At 63.6% G+C, this 23,681-nt stretch carries 17 protein-coding genes; 11 read left to right on the forward strand and 6 right to left on the reverse strand.

Annotated features, from left to right (window positions below; translation table 11 throughout):
- The first annotated feature begins 12 nt into the window (after positions 1-12).
- The 4 genes from uvrA (at position 13) to HEQ16_10915 (ending at position 7,258) form a co-directional block, all read left to right on the forward strand.
- Complete coding sequence (uvrA, locus tag HEQ16_10900) at positions 13-2,949, forward strand: excinuclease ABC subunit UvrA (protein MCO4054537.1); 2,937 nt, start codon at positions 13-15, stop codon at positions 2,947-2,949.
- Positions 2,946-3,794: a hypothetical protein gene (locus HEQ16_10905; GenBank protein ID MCO4054538.1), complete on the forward strand. Its 849-nt coding sequence runs from the start codon at positions 2,946-2,948 to the stop codon at positions 3,792-3,794. Before uvrA ends, HEQ16_10905 begins: the two co-directional genes overlap by 4 nt.
- Positions 3,795-3,891: 97 nt before the next feature.
- Positions 3,892-6,681 carry a DNA gyrase subunit A gene (gene gyrA / locus HEQ16_10910; GenBank protein ID MCO4054539.1) on the forward strand — a complete coding sequence of 930 codons (2,790 nt, stop codon included), beginning with the start codon at positions 3,892-3,894 and terminating at the stop codon, positions 6,679-6,681.
- Between the two features lie 88 nt (positions 6,682-6,769).
- The gene (locus HEQ16_10915) at positions 6,770-7,258 is read left to right on the forward strand and encodes a hypothetical protein (GenBank protein ID MCO4054540.1); all 489 of its coding nucleotides are present in this window, start codon (positions 6,770-6,772) and stop codon (positions 7,256-7,258) included.
- A gap of 12 nt (positions 7,259-7,270) precedes the next feature.
- Here the strand turns inward: HEQ16_10915 and HEQ16_10920 are convergent, their stop codons facing one another.
- The 3 genes from HEQ16_10920 to xylF form a co-directional block, all read right to left on the reverse strand.
- The gene (locus tag HEQ16_10920) at positions 7,271-8,053 is read right to left on the reverse strand and encodes a sugar ABC transporter ATP-binding protein (protein MCO4054541.1); all 783 of its coding nucleotides are present in this window, start codon (positions 8,051-8,053) and stop codon (positions 7,271-7,273) included.
- A gap of 4 nt (positions 8,054-8,057) precedes the next feature.
- The gene (locus HEQ16_10925; protein ID MCO4054542.1) at positions 8,058-9,311 is read right to left on the reverse strand and encodes a sugar ABC transporter permease; all 1,254 of its coding nucleotides are present in this window, start codon (positions 9,309-9,311) and stop codon (positions 8,058-8,060) included.
- Between the two features lie 151 nt (positions 9,312-9,462).
- Complete coding sequence (xylF, locus tag HEQ16_10930) at positions 9,463-10,512, reverse strand: D-xylose ABC transporter substrate-binding protein (protein MCO4054543.1); 1,050 nt, start codon at positions 10,510-10,512, stop codon at positions 9,463-9,465.
- Between the two features lie 171 nt (positions 10,513-10,683).
- Between xylF and HEQ16_10935 the strand changes: the two genes are divergently transcribed.
- The 7 genes from HEQ16_10935 (at position 10,684) to HEQ16_10965 (ending at position 20,285) form a co-directional block, all read left to right on the forward strand.
- Complete coding sequence (locus tag HEQ16_10935) at positions 10,684-11,355, forward strand: HAD family hydrolase (protein ID MCO4054544.1); 672 nt, start codon at positions 10,684-10,686, stop codon at positions 11,353-11,355.
- A gap of 45 nt (positions 11,356-11,400) precedes the next feature.
- The gene (coaD, locus tag HEQ16_10940; GenBank protein ID MCO4054545.1) at positions 11,401-11,901 is read left to right on the forward strand and encodes a pantetheine-phosphate adenylyltransferase; all 501 of its coding nucleotides are present in this window, start codon (positions 11,401-11,403) and stop codon (positions 11,899-11,901) included.
- 134 nt (positions 11,902-12,035) lie between these two features.
- The gene (locus HEQ16_10945) at positions 12,036-13,385 is read left to right on the forward strand and encodes a proline--tRNA ligase (GenBank protein MCO4054546.1); all 1,350 of its coding nucleotides are present in this window, start codon (positions 12,036-12,038) and stop codon (positions 13,383-13,385) included.
- Entirely contained in the window at positions 13,382-14,653 is a 1,272-nt protein-coding gene (locus HEQ16_10950) for a lipoprotein-releasing ABC transporter permease subunit (protein ID MCO4054547.1), read from the forward strand. Before HEQ16_10945 ends, HEQ16_10950 begins: the two co-directional genes overlap by 4 nt.
- The gene (locus HEQ16_10955) at positions 14,646-15,347 is read left to right on the forward strand and encodes an ABC transporter ATP-binding protein (protein ID MCO4054548.1); all 702 of its coding nucleotides are present in this window, start codon (positions 14,646-14,648) and stop codon (positions 15,345-15,347) included. The genes HEQ16_10950 and HEQ16_10955 overlap by 8 nt, the downstream gene beginning before the upstream one ends.
- A gap of 318 nt (positions 15,348-15,665) precedes the next feature.
- On the forward strand, positions 15,666-19,106 hold the full coding sequence (dnaE, locus tag HEQ16_10960; protein MCO4054549.1) for a DNA polymerase III subunit alpha: 3,441 nt from the start codon (positions 15,666-15,668) through the stop codon (positions 19,104-19,106).
- 354 nt (positions 19,107-19,460) lie between these two features.
- Positions 19,461-20,285: an IS5 family transposase gene (locus HEQ16_10965; GenBank protein ID MCO4054550.1), complete on the forward strand. Its 825-nt coding sequence runs from the start codon at positions 19,461-19,463 to the stop codon at positions 20,283-20,285.
- Between the two features lie 272 nt (positions 20,286-20,557).
- Here the strand turns inward: HEQ16_10965 and HEQ16_10970 are convergent, their stop codons facing one another.
- The 3 genes from HEQ16_10970 to HEQ16_10980 form a co-directional block, all read right to left on the reverse strand.
- The gene (locus tag HEQ16_10970; protein MCO4054551.1) at positions 20,558-21,382 is read right to left on the reverse strand and encodes an IS5 family transposase; all 825 of its coding nucleotides are present in this window, start codon (positions 21,380-21,382) and stop codon (positions 20,558-20,560) included.
- Positions 21,310-22,743 carry a hypothetical protein gene (locus HEQ16_10975; GenBank protein MCO4054552.1) on the reverse strand — a complete coding sequence of 478 codons (1,434 nt, stop codon included), beginning with the start codon at positions 22,741-22,743 and terminating at the stop codon, positions 21,310-21,312. Before HEQ16_10975 ends, HEQ16_10970 begins: the two co-directional genes overlap by 73 nt.
- A 98-nt stretch (positions 22,744-22,841) precedes the next feature.
- A complete protein-coding gene (locus HEQ16_10980) occupies positions 22,842-23,666 on the reverse strand; it encodes an IS5 family transposase (GenBank protein ID MCO4054553.1) in 825 nt (274 codons plus the stop codon).
- Positions 23,667-23,681 lie beyond the last annotated feature (15 nt).

A 23,681-nucleotide genomic window follows, 5' to 3' on the forward strand; every position in this document is an offset into this window, starting at 1 on the left:
GCAGAGCAGCAGATGGCCCGCCCGCGAGACCCGATCGAAGACCTGTTCGACAGGAACCTGCTGGCGGACCCCAATGCACGGCTGATCACCGTGCGCGGCGCGCGCGAGCACAACCTCAAGAATGTGGACCTTGCCATCCCGCGCGACAAGCTGGTGGTGTTCACGGGCCTGTCCGGCTCGGGCAAGTCGTCTCTCGCCTTCGACACGATCTATGCTGAGGGGCAGCGGCGCTATGTCGAGTCGCTCTCGGCCTATGCACGCCAGTTCCTCGAGATGATGCAAAAGCCCGATGTCGACCAGATCGACGGACTGTCCCCGGCGATCTCCATCGAGCAGAAGACCACCTCGAAGAACCCGCGCTCCACCGTCGGCACGGTCACGGAGATCTATGACTACATGCGCCTGCTCTGGGCGCGGGTCGGCATTCCGTATTCGCCCGCCACAGGCCTGCCCATCGAGAGCCAGACCATCAGCCAGATGGTCGACCGGGTGCTGGCCATGCCGGAGAAGACGCGTCTCTTTCTGCTTGCGCCCGTGGTGCGGGGCCGCAAGGGCGAATACCGCAAGGAGCTGGCCGATTATCAGAAGCGCGGCTTCCAGCGCGTGAAGATCGATGGTCAGTTCCACGAGATCGCCGACGCGCCAGCCCTCGACAAGAAGCTGAAGCACGACATCGACGTGGTGGTGGACCGCATTGTGGTGCGGCCCGACATCGCCGCGCGCCTTGCCGAGAGCTTCGAGACCGCGCTTGAGCTCGCCGAGGGGCTCGCCACCGTCGAGTTCGCCGACGAGAAGGACGAGAAGGGCGAGCCGAAGACGATGATCTTCTCGTCCAGGTTCGCCTGTCCGGTTTCGGGCTTCACCATCGCCGAGATCGAGCCGCGCCTGTTCTCCTTCAACAACCCTTTCGGCGCGTGCCCAACCTGCGACGGGCTGGGCCACGAAATGCGCATCGACGCGGACATGGTGGTGCCCGACCACAGCGCGACGCTGAAGGGCGGGGCCATCGCGCCCTGGGCCAAGTCCACGTCGCCCTATTACGGGCAGACGCTGACGGCGCTGGCGCGGCACTACAGCTTCCCCATGAACAAGCCCTGGCGTGAGTTGCCGGAGACGGTGCGCAACCTCCTGCTCTTCGGCACAGGCAAGGAGGCAGTGCGTTTCGCCTATGATGACGGGTTGAGGTCCTATGAGGTCAACAAGCCGTTCGAAGGCGTGATCACCAATCTCGAACGCCGTTACCGCGAGACCGAATCCGACTGGGCGCGCGAGGAGATTGGCCGCTTCATGAGCGAGACCCCGTGCGCTGGCTGCGGCGGCTTCAGGCTCAAGCCCGAGGCGCTCGCGGTCAAGATCGACATGCGCCACATCGGCGAGGTGACGAGGCTCTCCGTGCGCGAGGCGCTTGGCTGGGTGAGCGAGCTGCCGGCGCGCCTCAACGCCAAGCAGAACGAGATCGCCGTCCGCATCCTCAAGGAGATTCGCGACAGGCTGACCTTCCTGCTGGACGTGGGGCTTGAATATCTGACGCTCTCGCGGGCTTCCGGGACGCTCTCGGGCGGGGAAAGCCAGCGCATCCGGCTGGCGTCGCAGATCGGCTCGGGCCTTACAGGTGTGCTCTATGTGCTCGATGAGCCCTCGATCGGCCTGCACCAGCGCGACAATGAGCGGCTTCTCGGCACGCTGCGGCGCCTGCGGGATCTCGGCAACACCGTCATCGTGGTCGAGCATGACGAGGATGCTGTGTTGCAGGCGGATTATGTGGTCGATGTCGGGCCCGGCGCCGGCATCCATGGCGGACGGATCGTGGCCCGCGGCACGCCAGCGCAGATCATGGCCGATCCGGCCTCGCTCACCGGCAAGTATCTCACGGGCGAGCTGTCCGTGCCGGTGCCGGCCAAGCGCCGCAAGCCGCAGAAGGGGCGGATGCTCAAGCTCTTCGGCGCGCGCGGCAACAACCTCAAGGATGTCTCGGTGGAGCTGCCGCTGGGCACCTTCACGTGCATCACGGGCGTCTCCGGCGGCGGCAAGTCCACGCTGGTGATCGACACGCTCTACAAGGCGGTCGCGCGCAAGCTCAACGGCGCCATAGAGCATCCCGCGCCCTTCGACCGCATTGAGGGGCTCGAACATCTCGACAAGGTCATCGACATCGACCAGTCGCCGATCGGCCGCACGCCGCGTTCGAATCCGGCCACCTACACCGGCGCGTTCACACCGATCCGCGAGTGGTTTTCCGGCTTGCCCGAGGCGAAGGCGCGCGGCTACCAGCCGGGCCGCTTCTCTTTCAACGTCAAGGGCGGCCGCTGCGAGGCCTGCCAGGGCGATGGCGTCATCAAGATCGAGATGCACTTCCTGCCCGATGTCTACGTCACCTGCGATGTCTGCAAGGGCAAGCGCTATGACCGCGAGACCCTTGATGTGAAGTTCCGCAACCACTCCATCGCCGACGTGCTCGACATGACGGTGGAGGAGGCGGCGGAGCTGTTCAAGGCCGTGCCCACCATCCGCGACAAGATGGAGACCCTGGCGCGCGTGGGCCTCGATTACATCAAGGTCGGCCAGCAGGCCACGACGCTGTCCGGCGGCGAGGCGCAGCGCGTGAAGCTGTCCAAGGAACTGTCCAAGCGCGCCACCGGCCGCACGCTCTACATCCTCGATGAGCCGACTACGGGCCTGCACTTCCACGACGTCGCCAAGCTCATGGAGGTGCTGCATGAACTGGTCGATCAGGGTAACAGCGTGGTCGTGATCGAGCACAATCTCGAGGTCATCAAGACCGCCGACTGGGTGATCGACATGGGCCCCGAGGGCGGCGACGGAGGCGGCATGGTCGTGGCGCAGGGCACGCCCGAAGACGTCGCGCGTGCGGCGGCCAGCCATACCGGGCGCTTTCTCAAGGAGGTCCTGGCAAGGCGGCCGCCAAAGACGCGCAGCGCAGCCGAATGAGCGCGATCAACCTTCTCGACCTGATCAGCCTCGCCGGCTGCGCCGACAGGCCCAACGAGGACCGCGCTGGCCTCGCAGGACGCCATGCCTGGGTGATCGACGGCGCGACAGGTCTTGGCGAGCCGTTGATGGGCGGGGCCAGCGACGCGGCCTGGCTCGCGCAGCGTTGCCATGAGGCCTTCACACGTCATGCCGATGTCGAGGACCCGGCGGAACTTCTCTCCCGTTCGGCTGATGATCTGGTGGCGAGCTTCGAAGCGGAACGGCGTCGGTCGCTCGATGCGTCGTGGGAGCTGCCCTGCGGCGCGTTCATGCTGGCGAGCTGGCGCGATGGTGGGCTTGACCTGTCATGGTCGGCAGATTGCCGCGCCATCGTCGAGACGGATGGCGGCATTCTGCTGAGCTTTGGCGCCAGCGCGCTCAGCGAGGAAGCCGAGGCTGCGCTCGTCGCGCGGCTGGGGCAGGGGGGCGATCCCGCCCGGCGCTATCGCGAGCCAGCGGCGCTCGAAGCCTTGCGTGAGCAGCGGGGCGTCGCGCTGGCGCCCGCCCGCTCGATCATTCTTTGCCCCGATCGCGGCTTTCTGGAGCATCTGGGGCGCGCCCGCATCAGCGCAAGGCGTCTGCGTCTGCTGCTGATGACCGACGGCTTCGCCGCAGCCGAACTGCGCTACGGTCTGCATGACGGACCGCGTGCCTTGATGGCCGCCGCTGCCGCGGGCGGTTTGCAGCCAATCGCCGCGGCACTTCGCCGATTCGAGGCCGAGGTCGACCCGGACTGCGTGCTCAGGCCGCGCTGGAAGCGCAGCGACGACGCCACGGCCCTGCGCCTCGAAATCTCCGCCTAAATCATTGTCGGTCAAAGCATAATTTGGCTGTGACGATCGCCCTGTTTCGCTGGCGTCGCCGGCTTGAATCGGCTAACGACGACTCTCTTCTCTCAAGATGATTTTCCGGAGGACCAGCCCCGGGAACCGACTACGGAACGGTGCAGTGAGCGACGACGACAACAAGCCGGTTGAACCGCCGGTCCCCCCCGGCGGCGGCAGCGACATCAAGCCGATCTCGATCACCGACGAGATGCGCAAGAGCTATCTTGATTACGCCATGAGCGTGATCGTGAGCCGTGCCTTGCCTGATGTGCGCGACGGCCTCAAGCCCGTGCATCGCCGAATTCTCTACGCGATGTGGGAGAACAGCTTCACCCCTGACCGCAAATACGTGAAGTCCGCGCGCATCGTCGGCGACGTGATGGGCCAGTATCACCCGCATGGCGACCAGGCGATCTACGACGCGCTGGTGCGCATGGCGCAGGACTTCTCGATGCGGCTCATGCTCGTCGACGGGCAAGGGAATTTCGGCTCGGTCGACGGTGATCCGCCAGCAGCCATGCGCTACACGGAAAGCCGCCTCGCGCGCCCGGCCATGGCCCTGCTGGAGGATCTCGACAAGGAGACCGTCGAGTTCCAGGCCAACTACGACGACAGCAAGGAAGAACCCTCCGTCCTGCCGGCGCGCTATCCCAACCTGCTGGTCAATGGCGCCGGCGGCATCGCTGTCGGCATGGCCACCAACATCCCGCCGCACAACCTCGGCGAGGTGATCGACGCCTGCGTGGCCTACATCGATAATCCCGAGATCAGCATCGACGACCTGATCGAGATCGTCCCCGGCCCCGATTTCCCCACCGGCGGCTTCATCATGGGGCGCGGCGGGTTGCGCGCCGCCTATCACCTGGGCCGCGGCTCGGTGGTCATGCGCGCCAGGACGGCGGTCGAGGAACTGCGCCGGGAGCGCGAGGCGATCATCGTCACCGAGCTGCCCTATCAGGTCAACAAGGCCTCGCTGCTGGAGAAGATCGCCGATCTGGTGCGCGAGAAGCGGCTTGAAGGCATCTCCGACCTGCGCGACGAATCCGACCGCGACGGCATGCGCATGGTGATCGAGCTCAAGCGCGACGCCATCGCGGATGTGGTGCTCAACCAGCTGTTCCGCTTCACGCCGCTGCAGTCCAGCTTCGGCTGCAACATGGTGGCGCTCAATGGCGGCCGCCCAGAGACGCTCAACCTCAAGGACTTCATCCGCGCCTTCGTGGATTTCCGTGAGGAGGTCATCTCCCGCCGCACCAGGTTTCTGCTCAACAAGGCGCGCGAACGCGCCCATGTCCTGTGCGGCCTCGCCATCGCGGTGGCGAACATCGACGAGGTCATCCGCATCATCCGCACCGCGCCCGATCCGAATGCGGCGCGCGAGGCGCTGACGGGCCGGATATGGCCGGCTTCCGATCTGGCGCCGCTGATCCGGCTTGTGGACGATCCGCGCTATCCTATTGGCGATGATGGCTCCTATCGGCTCTCCGACACCCAGGCCCGCGCCATTCTCGAGCTGCGCCTTGCACGACTCACCGCCCTCGGCCGCGAGGAAATCGGCGACGAGCTGACCAGGCTCGCCGTCGAGATCGAGGATTTCCTCGCAATCCTGCGCTCGCGCCAGCGGATCATGGATCTGGTCAAGTCAGAGCTGAGCGAGATCAGGGCCGCCCATGCGACCCCGCGCAAGACCATCATCCAGGATTGGGATGCCGATCTTGAGGACGAGGACCTGATCGCCCGCGAGGACATGGTCGTCACCGTCAGCCATGGCGGCTACATCAAGCGGGTGCCGCTCTCGACCTATCGCGCCCAGCGCCGCGGCGGCAAGGGCCGCTCGGGAATGGCCACGCGCGATGAGGATTTCGTCTCGCGCCTGTTCGTCGCCAACACCCATACCCCGCTGATCTTCTTCTCCTCGCTCGGCCAGGCCTACAAGGAGAAGGTCTGGCGGCTGCCGCTGGCGGCGCCCAACGCGCGCGGCAAGGCGCTGGTCAACATGCTGCCGCTTGAGGCGGGCGAGCGCATCACCTCCGTGATGCCGTTGCCCGAGGATGAGGCAAGCTGGGAGACGCTCGACGTCATGTTCGCGACGGCGTCGGGCAATGTCCGGCGCAACAAGCTGTCCGATTTCGTGCAGGTCAACCGCAATGGCAAGATCGCCATGAAGCTCGACGAGGGCGACGCCATTGTCGACGTGGCCATCTGCTCCGAAGACAATGACGTGCTGCTCACCACCGCGCAGGGCCAGTGCATCCGCTTCGCGGTTCCAGAGGTGCGCGTGTTCAAGGGGCGCGATTCGACCGGCGTGCGCGGCATCAGCCTTGCCGAAGGCGACAAGGTGATTTCGCTGGCGATCCTGCATCATCTCGAAGCGACTGCCGATGAGCGGGCCGCCTATCTCAAGATGAGCCGCGCGGTCTCTGGCGAGGTCTCCGATGATACGGCCGCAGAGGCCGGGCCGGCGGACACGGATGACGCTTCGTCCGGCGACTTGAGGCTTTCGCAGGAGCGGTACGCGGCCATGTCGGCGGTCGAGCAGATCGTCCTCACGGTCTCCGCCAATGGCTACGGCAAGCGTACCTCGTCCTTCGAGTACCGCGTGACCGGCCGGGGCGGGAAGGGCATCGTCGCCATGGTCGTCAACGAGCGCAACGGGCCGCTGGTTGCGTCCTTCCCCGTCGAGGATGCCGATCAGATCATGCTGGTCACCGATGGCGGCCAGCTGATCCGCGTGCCGGTGGCGGGCATCCGCGTGGCCGGCCGCTCGACCCAGGGCGTGATCGTATTCGACACCGCTGAAGGCGAGCATGTCGTCAGCGTCGAGCACATCACCGATGACGGAGAAGAAGACGGCGAGGCCTAGGCCTGAGAGGCCCGGTATGCGCCATAATGGTTAGGGATGCTGAAGGATTTGCACGCTAGGGTTGCTTTATGCAATCGGAGATTTGCGGATGCACGCCCTTGCCGTGGCAATCCTCGCAGGCGTGGTTTCAATCGGGATCGTTCAGGCCGCCAAGGCGCCCAGCGAACGCTGGACCCTGACGACGATCGCGGGAACCGCGACCCTTGCGTTTGTCACCGAACCGGAAGGCCGCCCTCTCATCATATTCGTCTGCGGCGCGCGGATGCCGGGCGTCGCACAGGTCATCGTGCCCATGCCAGAGGATGATCTCGGCGACAGGCGGCTGCGGCTTGATCTGGAAGTCGGAAAGGCCAGCGTCATGGCCGCCGCCCTGCGCACCAGCGGGGTCCTGAGCGATCGCCCTGCCATCACGAGCGAGATCACTGCGCAGGAAATGACCGCGCTTCTGCTGTCGCCATCGGACTCGCTGAGTTGGCGCGTGGAAACGTCGAGCAGCGCCGGGCGTCCCCGTCTGACTGCGCCTCTGCCGCATCCGATCAGCCGTCAGCGCACCGAGTTCCTGCGCTTCTGCGCCTGAGGCGAAGCCTCGTCAGTTCTGGTTCGCGCCGGGCCCCGGCCTGGCGCCGGGCGGGCATTTGCCGAGGATGATCATGCCGAGCACCTCGTCCTCCGTGACGTCCCCTACGGCTGCGGTGCCCACGAGTTGCCCGTTCTTCATCACGGCCACCCGGTCGGCCAGGTCGAAGACGTCATGGATGTCATGGCTGATGAGGAAAATGCCGATGCCTTGCTTCTTCAACTCCTTGACGAGGTCGCCGACCTGCCTGGTCTCGGCCGGGCCGAGCGCTGCGGTGGGTTCGTCCATGATGAGGATGCGCGCGTCGAAATAGATGGCGCGGGCGATCGCAACCGACTGCCGCTGGCCGCCGGACAGCGCGCGGACAGGCTCCTTGAAGCGACGGAAGTGCGGGTTGAGCCGCGCCATCACCTTGCGCGTCTCGTCCTCCATGGCCGCGTCATCGAGCATGCCCCAGCCCGTCACGAGTTCGCGGCCCAGAAAGATGTTGGCGGCAGCGTCGACATTGTCGGCCAGCGCCAGCGTCTGGTAGATCGTTTCGATGCCGTAGCGCTTGGCGTCGCGCGGTGAGGCGATGTCGGCCTTCTCGCCGCGGATGCGGATATCCCCGGCATCGGGGCGATAGGCGCCCGACAGGATCTTGATCAAGGTCGACTTGCCGGCGCCGTTATGGCCCAGGAGCGCGACAACCTCGCCGGCATGAAGATCAACATCGACATTGTCCACGGCCTTTATCCCGCCAAAGGCGATGGAAATGCCCTGCATGGCGACGAGAGGAGTCTGGCTGCTCATCATGGCCTCACTTGACGCGCTTGTTGTAGACCGTGTCGAGCCACACGGCCGTGACGAGGACGAGGCCGACCACGATGTTCTGCAGGGGCGCATCGACGCCGAGCAGCACCATTCCCGACTGCAATGATTGCATCACCAGCGCGCCCAGCATGGCCCCCACAATGGTGCCAAGCCCGCCTGCCAGCGAGGTTCCGCCGATCACCGCCGCAGCGATCACGTAAAGCTCGTCGAGCGTGCCGGCCGCATTGGTGGCGGCGTTGAGGCGTGCCGTGGAGATGCAGGCGGCGATGCCCACCAGCGCCCCCATCAGCGCATAAACCAGCATCAGGAGCCGCCGGGTGTTGACGCCTGACAGTTCGGCCGCCTCCGGGTTTCCGCCGATCGCGAAGACATAGCGCCCGAAGCGCATCCGCGTCGCCAGGATGGTGACCGCGACCCCGACGGCGACGGCGACAAGCACCGGAATGGCGAGCCCATGCGCGATGAACACGCCGCCGGCAGGCCAGACGCCGCCGCCGGCCTCGACCATTCGCCGCGCGACGCCGGCGGGCAGCGGATAGCTGTTCGCGACCCAGACAGCGCCGAGAACGGAGAAGCTCAGCAGGCCCGCCACCAGAAGCTCCGCCCACAAGGGCCTGAGATGAAAGCCGAAACGCTTGCGCCGCCGCCGGATCACGAAGCTGAAGGCAATGATCAGAATGCAGGCGCCCACGCCGATGGTCCAGGAGAGCGACGCGCCGATCGCCCCCTCGATGCCGCCACCAATAGGCCTGAACCGCGAATCCATGGGCGCGATGGTCTGGCCTTGCGTCACCCACCACGCCGCGCCCCGCCAGATCAGCAGGCCGCCAAGCGTGACGATGAAGGATGGCACGCCGAGATAGGCGATGATGGAGCCCTGCAGCCCACCGATCAGGGCGCCCGTGGTGATGGCAACCAGCACGGCCACGATCCAGGTTGCGGGATGTTCGAGTCCCCACAGCGCGGGCAGGTATTGCGCCTGCAACACGCCGATGATCATGCCGATGAAGCCAAGCATCGCGCCGACCGACAGGTCGATGTTGCGCGTGACGATGACCAGCACCATCCCGCAGGCCATGACCGCGATCGAGGCTGTCTGGACCGAGAGGTTCCACAGATTGCGCGGGGTAAGGAAGGCGCCGCCCGAGGCTATATGAAATCCTGTCCAGATAACCAGAAGCGCGACAAGCATGCCGACCAATCGCGGCGGTATCTCAAGAGTTTGCAGCCAGCGGCTCATGTAGGGCCTGTTCGCGTGGGTTGGTGTCTGGCGGCCGCAGGGGACGACGATGGCAGGCGCCGCGCCGGCGCCACCCCCATCATTGCTTCATCTTGGCCAGATGAGGGACAAAAGCCAAAGGGCGGCCACGAGGGCCGCCCCGGCTTGTCGCTCAGTTGCAGGCGGGCACCCGGCCGGCAGGCACGCCCTGACAGACTGCGGCTTTCGGAGCCCATCCCGCATCGATCACGACATTGAGGGTGGCCTGCGTGATCGGCACTGGCTTGAGGAACATCGCGGTCATGCTGGCCTTGTTCGGGCCCTGGTTCCACGCGGTCGAGCCCGCGATTTCATTCAGCTTCTTGCCGCCCGCAAGCTGGATCGCGATCTCTGCGGCATTCCGGCCAAGCTCGCGTGCATCCTTCCAGATCGTCACGGTCTGCTGGCCGAGCGCCACGCGGTTGAGAGCCGCCCGGTCGGCGTCCTGTCCCGAGACCGGGACCGAGCCAGCCATTCCCTGGGCAGCCAGCGCCGCGATGGCGCCGCCGGCCGTGCCGTCATTGGCGGCGACCACGGCGTCGACCTTGTTGTTGTTGCGCGTGAGGAACTGCTCCATGTTGCGCTGGGCATTGGCGGGCAGCCAGCCATCGGTGAAGGCCTCGCCGACATTCTTGATCCTGCCGGCGTCGATCGCAGGCTTGAGCACTTCCATCGAGCCCTGGAACAGGAAGTTGGCGTTCGGGTCCGAGCCCGAGCCCTTGATGAAGACATAGTTGCCTTCCGGCTTCGCCTTCTGGATATCGCGGGCCATCATCCGGCCGACCTCGACATTGTCGAAGGTGAGATAGAACACCTGCGGAATTTCGATCAGGCGGTCATAGCCGACGACGGCGACGCCCTCGTTGATGGCCTTCTCGACCGCCGGGCGGACGGCCGCCGCGTCCTGCGCCAGCACGATCAGCGCCTTGGCGCCGCGCGCGATCAGGCTTTCGATGTCGGTCAGCTGCTTGCCCGGCGAGGACTGCGCATCGGCCGAGAGGTATGTGCCGCCTGCCTTCTCGATGGCGGCCTTGATGGCGGCTTCGTCCGTCTTCCAGCGTTCTTCCTGAAAGTTGGACCAGCTCACGCCAACCACGGGGCCCCTTGTCTGGGCAAAGGCGGCGGAACTGCTGAAGAGGCCGGCAGCAAAAGCCCCGGCCAGCAGGATGAGATGACGATTCATTGCGTTTCTTCCCGTTGTTTTTGTCGCTGTCGCGCGAGCGCTCGCCAGCGTATCTCAGTTGTTGTAGCTCTGGTAGAAGACGGGATTTCACTGGCCTCGTCAACCAGCCGCAGAGCGCTTGAACAAGCCCTTGCGAGGCAATACCAGTGTTAGCCATGAAAGGACCTGACCGTGCCGCATGATCTTGTCATTTATGATTGTGACGGCACGCTGATCGACACGGAGACGATCTACGCCGAAATCAACCTCAGCGCCTATCACCGCATCGGGCTGACGCACTGGACGATGGATTCCTATGTCGACGCCATGGTGGGTATCCCCGTCGCCGCCGGCCGCAAGATCATCGAGGCCGATTATGGCGGGCCTCTTCCGCCTGATTTCGAAGAGGCGATCGAGCGCGAGGTCAAGCGCCGCTTCCTCGATGAACTCCAGACGCTGCCCGGCGTGCGCGAGGCGGTGAATGCGATCGACGGGCCGCGCTGCGTGGCATCCTCCACCAGCCTGCAGCCGCTCAAGCGCAACCTCGCCACGGCCGGCCTGATCGACCTGTTCGATCCGCATGTCTTCTCGGCGAGCCAGGTCTCGCGCGGCAAGCCGCATCCGGATGTGTTTCTGTTCGCGGCCGAAACCATGGGCGCTCGCCCAGAGCGCTGTCTTGTCATCGAGGATTCCGTGCCAGGCGTGCTCGCGGCGCGCTCGGCCGGAATGCCGGTGATCGGCTTCACCGGCGTCGCCCATGACAAGGAACGCATCGCGTCGCGTCTGAAGGAGGCCGGCGCTCTCGCCGTGATCGGGCACATGAACGAGTGGCCCGCCATGGTGCGAGCCATTCGCGAGGGCTGAGATGGGCCCTTTGCAAAGCGGCCCAAGCTCGATTACCGATGGATCATGACCCTCACAGCCTTCTATACCGGCTCTTTCGACCCCGTCACCAACGGCCATCTCGATGTTGTCCGGCAAGCCTGCCGCATGGCGGACCGGCTCGTGATCGCCATCGGCGTCCACCCCGGCAAGGCTCCGCTCTTCACCTCCGATGAGCGCGCCGAACTGCTGCGCGCCACCTGCGGTCCCATCGCCCGGATCGAGCAGGCACGGCTCGAGGTTGTGACATTCGCCGGACTGGCCGTGGAAGCCGCCCGCGAAGCCGGCGCCACCATGATGGTCCGCGGCCTGCGCGACGGCACGGATCTCGACTACGAAATGCAGATGGCCGGCATGAATGGCGCCATGGCGCCGGACATCCTTACCGTCTTTCTGCCAGCCTCGCCGGCGTTCCGGCCGATCACGGCCACGCTCGTTCGCCAGATCGCCGCCCTGGGGGGGGACGTCTCGGCCTTCGTCCCGGAGTCCGTGGCGGCAAGCCTCAAGGCGCGTTTCGCCCGGAGCTGAAGCTGGCGCGGGCGGGACAGGCGGCATTCAGGCTTGCATTTTCGCTGTTTGGATGGTGTCAGTCGGTTGTCGACGTCAAGCGCTGACTCGCGGGCGGGCCGTTCGACCCGCACGCGCCCTTGAACAGGTTTCCTATGCGCCTTTCCCGTTATTTCCTTCCCATTTTGCGTGACACGCCCAAGGAGGCGGAGATTCTCTCGCATCGGCTGATGCTGCGGGCGGGGCTGATCCGCCAGCAGGCAGCCGGCAGCTATGCCTGGCTTCCGCTCGGGCTCAAGGTGCTCAACAACATCAATGCGGTGATCCGGGAAGAGCAGAATCGCTCCGGCGCGATCGAACTGCTGATGCCTACGATTCAGTCTGCGGATCTGTGGCGCGAGAGCGGACGCTATGATGATTACGGCAAGGAGATGCTGCGCCTCAAGGACCGGCATGACCGCGACATGCTCTTCGGGCCGACCAACGAGGAGATGGTCACCGAGATCTTCCGGTCCTACGTCAAATCCTACAAGGAATTGCCGCTGAACCTCTACCACATCCAGTGGAAGTTCCGCGACGAGGTGAGGCCCCGCTTCGGCACCATGCGCAGCCGGGAATTCCTGATGAAGGACGCATACTCGTTTGACGTTGACAAGGCCTCGGCGGTCCACAGCTACAACAAGATGTTCGTGGCCTATCTGCGGACATTCGACCGCCTGGGCCTCAAGGCGATCCCCATGCAGGCCGACACCGGCCCGATCGGCGGCGATCTGAGTCACGAGTTCATCATTCTCGCTGCAACGGGCGAGAGCGAGGTGTTCTGCCACAAGGATTTCCTCGATTTCGCGGTGCCTGGCGTCGAAACGAACTTTGACGACATCGCCGGCGTTCAGGGCATCGTCGACCGCTGGACCTCGCTCTATGCCGCCACATCGGAGAAGCATGAAGAGGCAGCCTATGCCGGAATTCCCGAGGCATCGCGCGTTTCTGCACGCGGCATCGAGGTCGGCCATATTTTCTACTTCGGCACCAAGTACTCGGCACCGATGGGCGCCACCGTCGCAGGCCCTGACGGCAAGGAGACTCACGTGCACATGGGATCTTACGGCATCGGACCGTCACGGCTCGTGCCCGCCATCATCGAGGCCAGCCATGACGATGCGGGCATCATCTGGCCGGACGCCATCGCGCCCTTCGCTGTGTCGCTGCTCAACCTCAAATCCGGCGACGCAGCAACCGACGGCGCCTGCGGCGAGCTTTATGCCGGGCTCGGCAATGCCGGCGTCGAGGTTCTGCATGATGACCGCGACGAGCGGCCAGGCGCGAAGTTCGTCGTCAATGACCTGATCGGCTCGCCCTGGCAGCTGATCGTCGGCCCCAAGGGCCTGGCCGAAGGCAAGGTCGAGCTCAAGCGCCGCGCGACAGGCGAGCGCGAGCTGCTCTCGCCTGCGGCCGCGCTCGACAGGCTGGTGCAGGTCGCCCAGAAAACACGGCAAGTCCGATGATTGACGCTCCCGCAGACACGAAGCCTTTTTCGCGCTTCGAATGGATGCTTGCGTCACGCTACCTGCGCACGCGGCGACGCGAGGGCTTCGTTTCGGTCATCGCGGGCTTTTCCTTTCTCGGCATCATGCTCGGTGTGGCGACGCTGATCATCGTGCTGTCGGTGATGAACGGCTTCCGGAAGGAATTGCTGGACAAGATCGTGGGCGTGAACGGCCACATCTTCCTCACCCCCATAGAGCGCCCGCTCGATGATTATCGCGAGGTCGCCCAGAAGCTGACAGCAATCCGCGGCGTCACCCATGCCATCCCGATGGTCGAGGGGCAGGCCCTGGCCTCCTCGCAATATGGCAACAGCGGCGTGCTGATCCGCGGCATGCGCGAGAGCGACATCAAGACCATCGGCTTCATCGCACGAAAACTGAAGCAGGGCACGCTTGAAGGATTCGATGGCGCGAATGGCGTGGCCATAGGGCAGCGTCTCGCGGAAACACTCTCGATCCGCGCTGGCGACAGCCTCACCATCATCAGCCCGCGTGGGGCGGCCACGCCTTTCGGCACGGCGCCGCGCATCAAGGCCTATCCCGTCGTGGCGGTCTTCGAGATCGGCATGTCCGAGTTCGACGGCACCTTCGTCTTCATGCCGCTGGGCGAGGCGCAGGCCTATTTCAACCGCGACGACGATGTGAATGTCATCGAGGTCTTCATCGAGAACGCCGACCGGACGCAGCAGGTGAGGGACGCGATCGAGGCGAACGCGCCCCGGCCCCTCGTGCTGACCGATTGGCGGCAGCGCAACCGCACCTTCTTCTCCGCGCTTGAGGTGGAGCGGAACGTGATGTTCCTCATCCTGATGCTGATCGTACTTGTGGCCGCGCTCAACATCGTCTCGGGCCTCATCATGCTGGTGAAGGACAAGAGCTCGGACATCGCCATCCTGCGCACCATGGGCGCGACAAGCGGCTCGATCTTGCGGGTCTTCCTCATCACCGGCGCGTCGATAGGCGTGGTCGGGACTTTGGCCGGCTTCGCGCTCGGGCTGTTCATCTGCGCCAACATCCAGTCGATCCAGAATTTCGTGAGCCGCATCAGCGGCACCCAGCTCTGGGACCCCACAGTGCGGTTCCTGACAGAGATCCCTGCCCAGACCAATCCGGCAGAGGTCGCGGCGGTGGTCGCCATGGCGCTTGTGCTGTCTCTGCTGGCCACGCTCTATCCGGCCTGGCGTGCGGCCCGGCTCGATCCCGTCGAGGCCCTTCGCTATGGCTGACGCTCCTGCACCGGCAACGCCTGCGCTGTTCCTCTCGCAGGTCGACCGCGCCTATCCGCAGAGCGGTGGCATGCTCGAGATCCTGAAGCAGGCGGATTTTGCAATCTGGCCCGGGGAACTGGTGGCGCTTGTCGCGCCTTCCGGCACCGGCAAGTCCACGCTGTTGCATGTCGCGGGTCTGCTCGAGCATCCCGATGCGGGCGAGGTCTATGTCGGCGGCGTTGCGACAGCGAAGCTTGACGACGCCGACCGCACGCGGCTGCGCCGCACCGAGATCGGCTTCGTGTATCAGTTCCATCATCTGTTGCCTGAGTTTTCGGCCCTCGAGAATGTCGTGATGCCCCAGCTCATCCGCGGGCTCGGCAAGGCGGAGTCGGAGAAGCGCGCCGCAGATCTGCTCGACTTCCTCGGCCTGGGTGAGCGGCTGCGCAACCGCCCCGGAGAATTGTCCGGCGGCGAGCAGCAGCGCGTCGCCATAGCCCGCGCCGTCGCCAACGCGCCGCGCCTGCTTCTTGCTGACGAGCCCACCGGCAATCTCGACCCAGGCACCTCCAAGCACGTCTTCCGAACCCTGACCTCTCTGGTGCGCGCCTCGGGCCTCGCCGCCGTGATCGCCACGCACAATCTGGAACTCGCCGCCCAGATGGACCGCCGCGTGACCATAAAGGGCGGCCAGGTCGTCACGCTGGATTGAAGCTGCCGCTCCGTTAGCATTCTGGTAACCGTCGGCGTGGAGCCGCCCAACAACGGCTTGATCAAAGAACAAAACAAATACATAATGGAACATATCAAAAACAGGAGATCTCCATGGCCCGTCTCTTCGTCACCAGCCTCGCCGAAATGGCGTTCCTCACCACCTTCATCGCCATGATCCTGACCTGGGCAGCCATCTTCGCGGCGCCCGGCGTCTGATCCTGCTTCTGGCGCCAAGGGTGTGAACAGAAGGCGGAAGAGGGCGGGTTGCGCTCGACCTTGCTGGCGGCAGGGGTGATAACCGGGCGAGGAGTGTCCGATGCACGCGATTCCGCCCGAGCCCGGTTTTGTCCACCTGCACGTTCATTCGAGCTACTCGCTGCTCGAAGGCGCCATGACGATCCCCGTGCTGGCCAAGCTCGCGGCGGCGGACCACCAGCCCGCTCTGGCCCTCACCGACACCAACAACCTGTTTGGCGCGCTCGAGTTTTCCGAGAAGCTGGCCGGCTCCGGCATCCAGCCGCTGGTCGGCGTGCAACTGTGCCTTGATTGCGCGGATGTGGCCACCGACAGCCGCAAGCCCATGCAGCCCTCCCATCCGCATGTCGTGCTGCTGGCCGCGAGCGAAAAGGGGTATGAGAACCTGCTGGCGCTGATCTCCGCCGCCTACATGCTGCCTGATCTCGGCGCGCCGCCTGTCGTCGGCATGGCCCGGTTCGGCGCCCATGCGGAGGGCGTGATCTGCCTCACGGGCGGCGCGGGCGGGCCTGTCGACACGGCCTTGCGCGAGGGCAGGCGGGAACTGGCCGTGGCTCGGTTGCGCACGCTGCTGAGCGCCTTTGGCGACAGGCTTTATGTCGAGGTGCAGCGGCCCGCTTCCGGCGGCGCGCTGCCCACCGAGGCCGCGCTGCTGCGGCTCGCCTATGGGCTGGAGCTGCCCATTGTCGCCACCAACGAGCCCTTCTTCGCCAAGCCGCAGGACCATGAGGCGCATGATGCGCTGCTTGCCATCGCGGCGGGGCGGCTGATGTCCGATGACGACCGCCGGCGCGTCAGCGACGGCCAGTATTTCGCGACCCGGGCCGAGATGGCGCGCCGCTTCGCCGATCTGCCCGAGGCGCTGGCCACCACGGTGGAGGTGGCGCGGCGCTGCGCCTGGCGCCCCACTGTGCGCAAGCCGATCCTGCCGCGCTATGAGACCGGGAGCGGGCGCGACGAGCCGGCCGAGCTGCGCGAGCAGGCGGAGGCCGGATTGCGCATCCGCCTGGCCGCCCATGGTCCGAGCCCCGGCTTCACGGTGGATGATTACGAGAAGCGGCTCGCCTTCGAGCTGGGCGTCATCGAGCGGATGAAGTTCCCCGGCTACTTCCTCATCGTGGCGGACTTCATCAAGCATGCGAAGGCGCAGGACATTCCGGTCGGCCCCGGCCGCGGCTCGGGCGCGGGCTCGCTGGTGGCCTATGCGCTGACGATCACGGATGTGGACCCGCTGCGCTTCGGGCTGCTTTTCGAGCGCTTCCTCAACCCTGACCGCGTTTCGATGCCGGATTTCGACATCGACTTCTGCCAGGACAGACGCGAGGAGGTGATCGACTATGTGCGCCGTCGCTATGGCGCGGAGCGTGTGGCGCAGATCATCACCTTCGGCACGCTTCTGGCGCGCGGGGTGATGCGCGATGTCGGCCGCGTGCTGGAGATGCCCTACGGCCAGGTGGACAAGCTGACCAAGCTGGTGCCGCAGGCGCCGGGCAAGATCACGCCGCTGGCCGAGGCCATCTCCGGCGAGCCCAGGCTACAGATGGCGGCCAGGGACGAGCCCATCGTGGGCCGCATGCTGGAGATCGCGCAGAAGCTGGAGGGGCTGCACCGCCATGCCTCGACCCATGCCGCCGGCGTGGTGATCGGCGACCGGCCGCTCGACAGGCTGGTGCCGCTTTACCGCGATCCGCGCACGGGCGCGCGCGTCACGCAATACAACATGAAGTGGGTGGAGCAGGCCGGGCTGGTGAAGTTCGACTTCCTCGGCCTCAAGACCCTTACCGTGCTGACCACCGCGGTGCGGCTGCTCAAGCAGCGCGGCATCGAGATCAGGCTCGACGCGCTGCCCTTCGACGACGCGAAGACCTACGAGATGCTGGCGCGCGGCGAGACGGTGGGCGTGTTCCAGGTGGAAAGCGCCGGCATGAGGAAGGCGCTGGTCGAGATGAAGGCCGACCGGGTGGAGGATCTGATCGCGCTGGTGGCGCTTTATCGCCCCGGCCCCATGGACAACATCCCCACCTATTGCCGCCGCAAGCTGGGGCTGGAAAAGCCCAGCTACCTGCACCCCAAGCTTGAGCCCTATCTGGCCGAGACGCATGGCATCATCGTCTATCAGGAGCAGGTGATGCAGGTGGCGCAGGCGCTCTCGGGCTACAGCCTGGGCGAGGCGGACCTGCTGCGCCGCGCCATGGGCAAGAAGGTCAAGGCCGAGATGGACGCCCAGCGCGACCGCTTCACCCGCGGCGCCACCGAGCGCGGCCTGTCCGAGAGCCTGGCCTCGGAGATCTTCGACCTTCTGGCCAAGTTCGCCGATTACGGCTTCAACAAGAGCCACGCGGCGGCCTATGCGGTCGTCTCCTACCAGACGGCCTATCTCAAGGCGAATTACCCGGTCGAGTTCATGGCCGCCTCGATGACGCTGGACATGTCGAACACCGACAAGCTGGCCGAATTCCGCCGCGATGCGGAGCGCCTCGGCATCAGGGTCGAGCCGCCCTCGATCAATCGCTCGGGCGTGGCGTTCGATGTCGCGGAGGGGCGCATCTTCCATGCGCTCGCCGCCATTCGCGGGGTGGGGGAGGAGGCGGTGAGGTCCATCGTGGCCTGCCGCGCGGAGCAGGGGCCTTTTTCCGACCTCGCGGATTTCGCCCGCCGGCTGGACAGCCGCCGCGTCAACAAGCGCACCATCGAGGCGCTGATCGCGGCCGGCGCCTTCGACGGGCTGGAGCCCGACCGCGCCCGCGCCGCCGCCGCCATCGATGGCATGGTGGCGCTGGCGCAGCGCACGCGCGAGGCGCACGAGGGCGGGCAGGATGAGCTGTTCGGCTCAGGCGGGTCGGACAGCCTCGTCATCCCCGCGCACACGCCGTGGACCACCTCCGAGAAGCTGAGCCGCGAGCATGCGGCGGTGGGCTTTTTCCTGTCGGGCCATCCGCTGGATGATTACGCGCTGGTGCTGGAGCGGCTGCGCGTGCGCCGCTTCACCGAGTTCGCCGCCACGGTGCGCCTGACGGGCGCCTCGATGGGGCGCATCGCGGCCTCCGTCATCGACCGCTCGGAGCGCCGCACCAGGACCGGCAACAAGATGGGCATCGTCCAGCTCTCGGATCAGAGCGGCCATTTCGAGGCCGTGCTCTTCGCCGAGGGGCTGCAACGCTTCCGGGATCTGCTGGAGCCGGGGCAGGTGGTGCTGCTCATGGTCTCGGCCACGCTGGATGGCGACGAGGTCAAGCCGCGCATCGAGAGCGTGGAGCCGCTGGACGCCGCCGCCGCCCGCCAGAAGCAGGACATGCGCATCTTCGTGCGCGACGACAAGCCCGTGGCAGCCCTCACCGAGCGGCTGAAGGCCCAGGGCGACGCCCGCATCTCCGTCGTCGTCATCGTCGGCCAGGGCGACGAGGAAATCGAGGTCGAGCTGCCGGGCAAACGCTTGGTCAACCCGCAGATTGCGGGGGCCTTGCGCGCCGTGCCTGGGGTGGTGAGTGTGGAGTTGTGTTGACGGCGGGATGCTCGGCGAGCGTATTTGCTGTGTGCCCCTCGTGGCTTCGCTACCCCAGATGCTCCTCTCCCGTTATGGATGAGCTTGATCCAAAACTGGAGAGGGCAACAGGGACGTGCCCGAAGACTAGGCGAGGGCATCTAATAATTGAATCATTAGTGAAATAACATACAATAGAATCTACATAATTCAAATTATTGCGCATCTTTATTGTGCATTAAAGAGCGTGACTATCAGAGCCCGTCCCGAAATGAGTTCAACGATTTGAGATGTTTATGGCCGATAGCGTTGGGGGGTTGAGCGGCCCTGTTGCATGTGATTCCGTGGTTTTGCGCAAGAACTGCGGAGATGACAATGCCATGGACCAAGGCCGCCCGGCAGAGATATGAGCGCACGGGCTTGCGATATGCAAGCGATACGCGCGATGCTGAATACGCTCTGATCGAACCCCATCTGCCTCGGACACGTTCTTTGGGGCGCCCCCGCGAGGTGGACCTGCGCGATGTGGTCGATGCCATCCTCTATCTGGCGCGGGGCGGCATCCCATGGCGGCAGCTGCCGACAGATTTTCCGCCGAGTTCGACAGTGCAACGTTACTTCTACCGCTGGCGCTCCGACGGCACGCTGGCCCAGATCAACCACGTCCTGACCATGCAGGCGCGCGAGCGTGAAGGCCGGCAAGCCAGCCCAACTGCGGGCGTGATTGACTCCCAGAGCGTCAAAACCACTGAAAGTGGCGGTCCATGCGGCTATGACGGCGGCAAGAAGATCAAGGGCCGCAAGCGCCATATCATCACCGACACCTGTGGCTTCCTGATCGGGTTGCTGGTCCATACCGCCGATATCCAGGATCGCGATGGGGCCGTGCCGTTGCTGGCCTCCATCCGCAAGAGCCATCCCTGGCTGCGCCATGTCTTCGCCGATGGCGGTTATGCGGGCCAGAAGCTCAAGGGCGCGCTCAAGCTCATCGGCCAGTGGAAAATCGAGATCGTCAAGCGCTCCGATCAGGCCAAAGGCTTCCACGTTCTGCCCAGACGATGGGTGGTCGAGCGCACCTTCGCATGGCTCAATCGTGACAGGCGGCTCGCCAAGGACTTCGAGGCCACAATCGCAAGCGCACAGGCATGGATCATGGTCGCTAGCATCAGGCTCCTCGTCCGACGCCTCGCAAGCCCATGATATCGCTTAGGTCATTATGAGTCGGGCTCTCAAATAAGAAAGTATGTTATTTAGTTTTCGCTTGCGGTTCCTTGCACGAGTTCAAGAGCTGGCCTATAGAGGAATGGTACTCGCCACGTTATTTCACCAGAGCGAGTGACTTTTTCAAAGAATCCGACCTCCTCAAGCCTTGCTATAATCTTTACGGTTTCCCCTTCAGAGGTTCGCCATAATGACATCAGTGACGCGATCGACTGAGTTGATTTCTGATACCTCAGAGTCCGTTTGGAAAGTCAGGGATGAGCGTTTCTTCGGATAAGAAGGCCGCCCATGGCGACGTGGATCATGGCGGTTGAGACGTCGATGCGTTTTTCATAGTCGCGGACGAGGCGGCGCCAGCGCATCATCCATCCGAAGGTCCGCTCGACGACCCAGCGCCGGGGCAGAACATGGAAGCCCTTCTGCTGCTCGGAGCGCCGGATGATCTCGATGACGAAGTTGAGATAGGCGGCCTTGTCCATCAAGGTCAGGCGGTCGTAGGCGGCGTCGGCGAAGAGATGCTTCACCCAGGGCCAGCGCTTGCGGATGGCATCGAGGATGGCTTGCGCACCGGCGCTGTCGGAGATGTCGGCGGTCGTCAGATTGACCATCAAGAGCCGTCCGTCGGTATCGACCGCGATATGTCGCTTGCGGCCGCGTATCTTCTTGTTGGCGTCGTAACCCCTTGTTTTGGCTTGCGGAGCCTTGACCGACTGGCTGTCGATCACCGCCGCCGTGGGGCTTGCCTCGCGACCAACCCGCTCCCGGTCGAGCATCAGCTCGACATCGTGGATGGTCTGGAACAGGAAGCGCCGCGCCAGTTCGCGGAACCAGCCGTAAACCGTTCGCCAATGGCCGAAATGATGAGGCAGCATCCGCCAGCCGCAGCCCGAGCGCACCAGATAGCGCACGGCGTTGATCACCTCGCGGAAGTCCGTCTCCCGAGGCCGTCCCGTCCGTCCGGGTTTGGGCATCAAGGGCGCGATCCGGGCCCACTCCTCGTCCGTCAGGTCGCAGGGATAGCGCTTCGTCTTCTTGGCGATCTTGGCCATCCGGCCCCGGTTCTCATGTGTCCACATCCGTAATGTGAATCACATTCGCCAGCCCACCGAAACACCAATCGCCGACTTTCCAAACAGTCTCTCATTGCCTCGACATGTTGTTTGATATCTGGATATTCTGCGAAAAGAGTTTGCTCTAGGCGTACTTTTGATACGTTTGGTAGCGCCTCTTTAAATGCTACTTGGTCAAATAGTTTGCCAGCTGGTAGGGTTTTCTCGCCTCTTTCCAATCGAGCAATCTGTACGGTCCTTAACTCGTTGAGAAAATGGATAAGCTCCCGTGGAGCATTAGGCTGCGTACCGTCTTTTGTCCGACTCAAAATCCAATCAAAAGTTTTTGGTTTATTTGGGCCCGAGTCGACTTGTTGTGGAAATATAGATCCTATGAAAGCTTGCTGAGACGCAAAATTTGATAAAATCTCGTCGGGTACAATTTTAAAATAATCACATATTGACTTATTGGCCACGGCGCGCCGCACGAACAAATTTACGAGTGTTTCGTTGTTCCATTCAATGTTCAATGATCTTTCAATATGACTCGCCTCTCTGAAGCCTGAGGCAGATATGCTTTTCCATATGTCGCTACGAAGGAATATTTTTGTCTTTATATTGTTATTTGATTTCGTTTCCAAATAAAACTGAAATAGCGCCCTCAGAGCAGCGTTCTCTAATTTTTCATTGTTTTGAAATGCAACGTCGAGACGGTCTAGGGTAATCCAGATTGTGTAGCCTGCGTCTTTCAATGCATCCGACATACTCTTGAATAGATCGTCTACCGATCGAACGCCGACCTTAGATGCGGCAGCCCCAGGCTCCCTCAAGACGATACGGCCGGCAATACCGGTTGGCATGCCCGTTATCGGGTCGATCTTTAGCTCGGACTCGATAGCCTGAATCCTCGTCAGGCTCTTAACATAGTCAAATGCATACTTGAGAGCTTTCGATAGAGAGGGATCTGATGGTATCAGATTTGCCTCTTCAAGAATTGAAATACAATCAAGGCACTTTTTATTACTAATTCCATTGATTTTTATCGCTTGGCCACAGAGGCTGAGTACGTACAATTTCCAAATGCTAATAAATTCGAACTGATCGACCGGCATGTCGTCGATAAGAATCTTGAATGCAGGTGTCCCTTGTGGGTTTTCCCCCTGTACAACTAAAATATTCTTTTCTTTGAGCAACTCACCGTTCTGAGATATCAAACTATAGATTGCGCTTTTCCCACTGCCTTTTGGGCCGTATACAACATCGACAGTGCCGTCGATTACCTGCTTCCATTGGTCTGTTTCAACAAAATAGTTCTTGAGCTGATCAAATTCTTCTTCGGCAGTCCTTTTGCCGAAACTGGAGTTTTTTAGGGCTTCGAGCGGTTCCATTTGTTGCCTTGCGTTATCTAACTATTTCGCATTTTTATCAGGGTAGTAGGTAAACTTCCAAGTTCAAGGCTTGTTGCGCTAAGAGTCCGTTTGGAAAGTCAGGGATGAGCGTTTCTTCGGATAAGAAGGCCGCCCATGGCGACGTGGATCATGGCGGTTGAGACGTCGATGCGTTTTTCATAGTCGCGGACGAGGCGGCGCCAGCGCATCATCCATCCGAAGGTCCGCTCGACGACCCAGCGCCGGGGCAGAACATGGAAGCCCTTCTGCTGCTCGGAGCGCCGGATGATCTCGATGACGAAGTTGAGATAGGCGGCCTTGTCCATCAAGGTCAGGCGGTCGTAGGCGGCGTCGGCGAAGAGATGCTTCACCCAGGGCCAGCGCTTGCGGATGGCATCGAGGATGGCTTGCGCACCGGCGCTGTCGGAGATGTCGGCGGTCGTCAGATTGACCATCAAGAGCCGTCCGTCGGTATCGACCGCGATATGTCGCTTGCGGCCGCGTATCTTCTTGTTGGCGTCGTAACCCCTTGTTTTGGCTTGCGGAGCCTTGACCGACTGGCTGTCGATCACCGCCGCCGTGGGGCTTGCCTCGCGACCAACCCGCTCCCGGTCGAGCATCAGCTCGACATCGTGGATGGTCTGGAACAGGAAGCGCCGCGCCAGTTCGCGGAACCAGCCGTAAACCGTTCGCCAATGGCCGAAATGATGAGGCAGCATCCGCCAGCCGCAGCCCGAGCGCACCAGATAGCGCACGGCGTTGATCACCTCGCGGAAGTCCGTCTCCCGAGGCCGCCCCATCCGTCCGGGTTTGGGCATCAAGGGCGCGATCCGGGCCCACTCCTCGTCCGTCAGGTCGCAGGGATAGCGCTTCGTCTTCTTGGCGATCTTGGCCATCCGGCCCCGGTTCTCATGTGTCCACATCCGTAATGTGAATCA

The sequence above is a fragment of the Bosea sp. (in: a-proteobacteria) genome, assembly GCA_023910605.1.
In the GTDB taxonomy this organism is placed as follows: domain Bacteria; phylum Pseudomonadota; class Alphaproteobacteria; order Rhizobiales; family Beijerinckiaceae; genus Allobosea.

Bases quoted from the DNA above. Each gene is read 5' to 3' on its own strand.
- uvrA (MCO4054537.1), top strand. From the start codon at position 13: ATGGCCCGCCCGCGAGACCCGATCGAAGACCTGTTCGACAGGAACCTG.
- HEQ16_10905 (MCO4054538.1), top strand. From the start codon at position 2,946: ATGAGCGCGATCAACCTTCTCGACCTGATCAGCCTCGCCGGCTGCGCC.
- gyrA (MCO4054539.1), top strand. From the start codon at position 3,892: ATGATTTTCCGGAGGACCAGCCCCGGGAACCGACTACGGAACGGTGCA.
- HEQ16_10915 (MCO4054540.1), top strand. From the start codon at position 6,770: ATGCACGCCCTTGCCGTGGCAATCCTCGCAGGCGTGGTTTCAATCGGG.
- HEQ16_10920 (MCO4054541.1), bottom strand. From the start codon at position 8,053: ATGATGAGCAGCCAGACTCCTCTCGTCGCCATGCAGGGCATTTCCATC.
- HEQ16_10925 (MCO4054542.1), bottom strand. From the start codon at position 9,311: ATGAGCCGCTGGCTGCAAACTCTTGAGATACCGCCGCGATTGGTCGGC.
- xylF (MCO4054543.1), bottom strand. From the start codon at position 10,512: ATGAATCGTCATCTCATCCTGCTGGCCGGGGCTTTTGCTGCCGGCCTC.
- coaD (MCO4054545.1), top strand. From the start codon at position 11,401: ATGACCCTCACAGCCTTCTATACCGGCTCTTTCGACCCCGTCACCAAC.
- HEQ16_10945 (MCO4054546.1), top strand. From the start codon at position 12,036: ATGCGCCTTTCCCGTTATTTCCTTCCCATTTTGCGTGACACGCCCAAG.
- HEQ16_10950 (MCO4054547.1), top strand. From the start codon at position 13,382: ATGATTGACGCTCCCGCAGACACGAAGCCTTTTTCGCGCTTCGAATGG.
- HEQ16_10955 (MCO4054548.1), top strand. From the start codon at position 14,646: ATGGCTGACGCTCCTGCACCGGCAACGCCTGCGCTGTTCCTCTCGCAG.
- dnaE (MCO4054549.1), top strand. From the start codon at position 15,666: ATGCACGCGATTCCGCCCGAGCCCGGTTTTGTCCACCTGCACGTTCAT.
- HEQ16_10965 (MCO4054550.1), top strand. From the start codon at position 19,461: ATGCCATGGACCAAGGCCGCCCGGCAGAGATATGAGCGCACGGGCTTG.
- HEQ16_10970 (MCO4054551.1), bottom strand. From the start codon at position 21,382: ATGTGGACACATGAGAACCGGGGCCGGATGGCCAAGATCGCCAAGAAG.
- HEQ16_10975 (MCO4054552.1), bottom strand. From the start codon at position 22,743: ATGGAACCGCTCGAAGCCCTAAAAAACTCCAGTTTCGGCAAAAGGACT.
- HEQ16_10980 (MCO4054553.1), bottom strand. From the start codon at position 23,666: ATGTGGACACATGAGAACCGGGGCCGGATGGCCAAGATCGCCAAGAAG.